Below are 5,600 nucleotides of genomic sequence, written 5' to 3' on the forward strand. Positions count from 1 at the left end.
ACCTAAACCTCTTGATCAACACTCCGCCGCCCCGCCCCGCGCCGCGCCGGCGGAGTGTTGATCAAGAGGTTTAGGTCATCCCCGGAGATCGAACTGACGCAAACTTCTTGATCACCGCGGAAGGTGGCACACGGGGGTGGCAGGACGGGGCAAGCGTCACGACAGGAACGGCAGGACGCCCGCCCGCTAGGCAGCGCGGGCGGGCGTCCTTTCGGTGCGGATCAGGCGCCGCCGTTGGGTGCGCCGTGGCAGCGCTTGTACTTACGGCCGGAGCCGCACGGGCAGGGGGCGTTACGGGACGGGCCACCCTCGGCCGCCCGGTCGACCGGGCCCGTGTTGCGTCGGGCGGTGCTGGCCGCGGCGGCCTGGCCGCTCGCCCCGGCGGCAGCCGGGCGAGGCGACGGACCGGCGGCGGGCCGGGCCTGGGGCCGGGGCTGCTGCTGCCCGCCCCCGATGCCGAGCGCCGGCGCCGAAGGCTCCGGCTCGGGCCGCTCCACGGTCACCGCGCCCGCGCCGGCCTCACCGTCGATGGTGGGGGCGGAGTATTGCAGGCCCTGCTGCTGCGGCGCGCGGTTGAGCCCCTTGGCCCGGATCTCGACCGGCTTCTCCAGCAGCTGGACCTCCTCGGCCTCCGGCTCCGGCTCCTGGACCTGCACCTCGAGGTTGTAGAGGAAGCCGACCGTCTCCTCCTTGATGCCCTCCATCATGGTGGCGAACATGTCGAAGCCCTCGCGCTGGTACTCGATGACCGGGTCGCGCTGGGCGTACGCCCGGAGGCTGATGCCCTCCTGGAGGTAGTCCATCTCGTAGAGGTGCTCACGCCACTTGCGGTCGATGACCTGGAGCAGCACCATCCGCTCAAGCTGCCGGGTGGCCTCCTCGCCGAGGCTTTCCTCGCGCCTGTCGTACGCGGCGTTCGCGTCCTCCCGGAGGCGGGCGAGCAGGAAGTCCTGGTCCAGGCCGGCCCGGGAGCCGACCTCCTCCTCCAGTTCCTCCACGGTGACGCCGACCGGGTAGAGCTGCTTGAGGCTCGTCCAGAGCTGGTCGAGGTCCCAGTCCTCGGCGTAGCCGTCGCTGGTGGCTCCCACCACGTACGCGCCGACGGTATCGTCGATCATGTTGCGGACCTGGTCGGAGAGGTCCTCGCCGTTGAGCACGCGCAGCCGCTCGGCGTAGATCACCTGGCGCTGCTTGTTGAGCACCTCGTCGTACTTCAGGACGTTCTTGCGGATCTCGGCGTTCTGGCCCTCGATCTGGGCCTGGGCGTTCTTGATCTGCCGGGTGACCATCTTCGACTCGATGGGCACGTCCTCCGGGATGTTGAACCGCTCCATCACCGCCTCGACGGCACCGGCCCGGAACCGCTTCATCAGCTCGTCCTGCAGCGACAGGTAGAACCGGGACTCGCCCGGGTCACCCTGCCGGCCGGCCCGACCGCGCAGCTGGTTGTCGATCCGGCGGGACTCGTGCCGCTCGGTGCCGAGCACGTAGAGGCCACCGGCGGCGGCGACCTCCTCGGCCTCGGTCTCGCACGCCTGCTTCCAGGTGGGGAGGACCTCCTCCATCGCCTTGGCGTACTCGTCCTCCTGCTCGGCCGGGTCGAGGCCACGCTGGCGCAGCTCGTTGGCGGCGAGGAACTCGGCGTTGCCGCCGAGCAGGATGTCGGTGCCGCGGCCGGCCATGTTGGTGGCGACGGTGACCGCACCCTTGCGGCCGGCCTGGGCGACGATCTCGGCCTCGCGGGCGTGGAACTTCGCGTTGAGCACCGAGTGCGGGATGCCCCGGCGGCGCAGCAGCGTGGACAGGATCTCGGAGTTCTCCACCGAGACGGTGCCGACCAGCACCGGCTGGCCGGCCTGGTGCCGCTCGGCGATGTCCTCGATGACCGCGTTGAACTTGGCCTTCTCGGTCTTGTAGATGACGTCGGCCTTGTCCATCCGGACCATCGGCCGGTGCGTCGGGATGGTCACCACGCCGACCTTGTAGACCTTGTTGAACTCGCCCGCCTCGGTCTGGGCGGTACCGGTCATGCCGGAGAGCTTCTCGTAGAGGCGGAAGTAGTTCTGGAGGGTGATGGTGGCCAGGGTCTGGTTCTCCTGCTTGATCTCCACCCCCTCCTTGGCCTCGATCGCCTGGTGCATGCCCTCGTTGTAGCGGCGGCCGTGCAGGATGCGCCCGGTGAACTCGTCGACGATCAGGACCTCGCCGTCGCTGACGATGTAGTCCTTGTCGCGCTTGTAGAGCTCCTTGGCCTTGATCGCGTTGTTGAGGTAGCCGACCAGCGGGGTGTTCACCGACTCGTAGAGGTTGTCGATGCCGAGCCGGTCCTCCACCTTGGCCACGCCGCGCTCGGTGACCGCGATGGTGCGCTTGGCGTAGTCGACCTCGTAGTCGCCCTCGCCGTCCTTGCCGGACTGGAGGCGGGCCACCACCCCGGCGAACTCGCCGTACCAGCGGGCGGAGTGCTCGGCCGGGCCGGAGATGATCAGCGGGGTCCGGGCCTCGTCGATCAGGATCGAGTCGACCTCGTCGACCACCGCGAAGTTGTGCCCACGCTGCACCAACTCGTCATGCGACCACGCCATGTTGTCGCGCAGGTAGTCGAAGCCGAACTCGTTGTTGGTGCCGTAGGTGATGTCGCACTCGTAGGCGGCCTTGTGCTCGACGGCCGGCCTGTTGGGCAGCACCACGCCGACGGTCAGGCCCAGGAACTCGTGCACCTGGCCCATCCAGGCGGCGTCGCGCTGGGCCAGGTAGTCGTTGACGGTGACCACGTGCACGCCCTTGCCGGAGAGCGCGTTGAGGTAGACCGCCATGACCGAGGTCAGCGTCTTGCCCTCACCGGTCTTCATCTCGGCGATGTTGCCGAAGTGCAGTGCCGCGCCACCCATCACCTGGACGTCGTACGGCCGCTGGCCGAGCACCCGGGCAGCCGCCTCGCGCACCGTGGCGAACGCCTCGGGCAGCAGGTCGTCGAGGGTCTCACCGTCGGCGAGCCGCTCCCGGTACTGATCGGTCAGTGACCGCAGCTCGTCGTCGGTGAGGTTGACGTAGTCGTCCTCGATCGAGTTGACGGCGGCGGCGATGGCCTTCAGCCGGCGCACCATACGGCCCTCGCCCGCGCGGAGGACCTTTTCCAGAATCGACACGGATCAACGCTCCCCTAGACAGTCTCGAACCATCGTAGGCGCTCCGTCGGCGCGATGGTCACTGGTGGCGGCGGTCCGGCCCGACTAAACCGACATAACACTCGGCTCGGCCCGCCACCGGCGGTTATCCGGTTACGCCTACCGCGAACGATCCGGCACGATGACTCGGATGGAGCCTGTGGAGATCATCGAGGGCGGCATGCTGCTGCGTCCGTGGCTCGCCGCGGACGCCGACGACGTACACCGGGCTTGCCAGGACCCGGACATCCAGCGCTGGACCACCGTACCGCGTCCGTACCGGCCTGAACACGCCCACGGATTCGTCACCGAGATCGCTCCCCGGGCCTGGGCCGACGGCACCGGCGCGCCGTTCGCGGTCTGCGACGCGGCCACCGGCGAGCTGCTCGGCTCCTGCGGCCTGGTCTCGATCGACCGCGCCCTCGACTCCGCCGAGATCGGCTACTGGACCGCCCCCTGGGCCCGCGGCCGGGGGGTCACCGTCCGGGCCGTCCGGGCGGTCGCCCGCTGGGCCTTCGGGGCGCTGGCGCTACGCCGACTCGTCTGGCAGGCCGAGGTCGGCAACCACTTCTCCCGGCTGGTCGCGCTGCGGGCCGGCTTCCAGGTCTCCGGCGAACTGCGGCTCGCCCACCCCGTCGAGGGCGGTCGGGCCGAGGGCTGGATCGGCTCGCTACTGCCCGGCGAGGTGCCGGCCGGCCAGGTGCCGGCCGGCGGTGCACCCGGTCCGGCCGGGCCGGGCACCCTGGACGCCCGCCGGGCCGCCGTGTTCGGCCGACCGCAACCCGTCCTGTTCGCCACCACCGGCGGCACCGAGCTGCGGCTGCGGCCGATGGAGGAACGGGACCTGGACGGGGTGGTCGCCACCTGCCGGGACGCCGAGACCGTCTGGTGGACCAGCGTGCCGCACACATACCAGCGCACCGATGCGGAGGACTACCTGGGCTACGGCGGGCTGTCCTGGGCGCGGGGCAGCAGCGCGTGCTTCGTGCTGGCCGACCCGGACGACGCCTACGCCGGCACCGTCGACCTGCGGTTGAGCCCCACCGATCCGCTGCTGGCCGAGGTCGGTTTCATGACCGCGCCGCACGCACGGGGGCGGGGCTGGATGCCGGCCGCGCTCGGCGCGCTCGCCGCCTGGGGTGTCACCAGCCTGGGCCTGGCCCGGGTCGAGTGGAAGGCCCACGTCGGCAACACCGCCTCCCGCCGGGTCGCCGAGAAGGCCGGTTTCACCGTCGAGGGCACGCTGCGGGGCGGGGTGTCGCAGCGGGGGAACCGGATCGACGCCTGGGTCGGCGCGCTGCTCGCCGAGGACCTGACGTGACGCCGGAGATCATCGAGGCCGGCCGGCTGCGGCTGCGGCCGTACCGCCTGACCGACACCGACGACCTCGCCGCCGGGTGTGCCGATCCGGTGAACCTGCGGTTCAACCCGACGATGCCGAAGCCGTACACCCTGGCCGACGCCCACCGGTGGATCACCGAGGGCGCCCCGGCGGCCTGGCGGAGCGGCGGCGTCGCGTACGCGATCGTCGACGCCGGCACCGACCGGCTCGTCGGCGGTGCCGGGCTCGGCCACCTCGCGCCCGGCCGGGGTCAGGCGGAGCTGGGCTACTGGGTGGCACCCTGGGCGCGGCGGCGCGGGATCGCCACCGCGGCCACCCGGGCGCTGGCGACCGCCGCGTTCCGGGCCGGCCTGACCCGGCTGGAGCTGCTCGTCCACGCCGAGAACCCGGTCAGCCAGCGGGTCGCGCTGGCCGCCGGTTTCCACCCCGAGGGGGTACGCCGGTCCGCCGGCCAGGACCGCGACGGCAGCCGGCACGACCTGCTCGCCTGGGTACGCCTCGCCGGCGACCCACCCGGCCCGGCCCCGCGCCCGCTGCCGGATCTACCCGACGGCCGGCTCACCGACGGGGTGGTGACGTTGCGGCGGCTCTCACCTGCGGACGCCGAGCCGCTGTACCGGCTGTACACCCGCCCCGAGGTGGTGGCGACCCGGGTCCGTCAGGCCCCACCGACCCGGGCAGACATCGCCCGACGTTGCGCCGTCGCCGAGAGCGAATGGCTGACCGGCCGGTCGGCCGACTTCGCGCTGCTCGACGCGGTGACCGGCGCGATGGTCGGCGGCTGCGCCCTGATCTACGACGAACCGGCCACCGGCCAGGCGATGATCGGCTACAGCCTGTTGCCCGAGGCGCGCGGCCGGGGTCTGGCCACCCGGGCCGTCCGGCTGCTCTCCGGCTGGGCGTTCGGCCCGGTCGGCCTGGCCCGCCTCTGGGCCGGCAACGCCCCCTGGGACACCGCCTCCCAGCGGGTCCTGCAACGGGCCGGCTTCCACCAGGAGGGCCTGATGCGCGCCCGCCTCCCCGCCCAGGGCACCACCCCCCGCCCCGACACGGTCCTCTGGTCCCTCCTCCCCACCGACCCCCAATAACCC

The 5,600-nt window shown here is 71.9% G+C and carries 3 protein-coding genes; 2 read left to right on the top strand and 1 reads right to left on the bottom strand.

Annotated elements, in window-relative coordinates; translation table 11 throughout:
• Nucleotides 1-221: 221 nt before the first annotated feature.
• Nucleotides 222-3,149 (bottom strand): preprotein translocase subunit SecA, encoded by a 2,928-nt coding sequence (gene secA / locus AC0AIB_RS30715; protein ID WP_465098016.1) that lies wholly within the window; start codon nucleotides 3,147-3,149, stop codon nucleotides 222-224.
• Between the two features lie 169 nt (nucleotides 3,150-3,318).
• Here secA and AC0AIB_RS30720 point away from each other — a divergent pair, with 169 nt between their 5' ends.
• Nucleotides 3,319-4,488: a GNAT family N-acetyltransferase gene (locus AC0AIB_RS30720; protein WP_465098017.1), complete on the top strand. Its 1,170-nt coding sequence runs from the start codon at nucleotides 3,319-3,321 to the stop codon at nucleotides 4,486-4,488.
• Nucleotides 4,485-5,597 (top strand): GNAT family N-acetyltransferase, encoded by a 1,113-nt coding sequence (locus AC0AIB_RS30725; protein ID WP_328339856.1) that lies wholly within the window; start codon nucleotides 4,485-4,487, stop codon nucleotides 5,595-5,597. The genes AC0AIB_RS30720 and AC0AIB_RS30725 overlap by 4 nt, the downstream gene beginning before the upstream one ends.
• The last annotated feature ends 3 nt before the right edge of the window (nucleotides 5,598-5,600 follow it).

It is taken from the genome of Micromonospora sp. DSM 43699, assembly GCF_055517075.1.

Bases quoted from the DNA above. Each gene is read 5' to 3' on its own strand.
- AC0AIB_RS30720 (WP_465098017.1), top strand. From the start codon at position 3,319: ATGGAGCCTGTGGAGATCATCGAGGGCGGCATGCTGCTGCGTCCGTGG.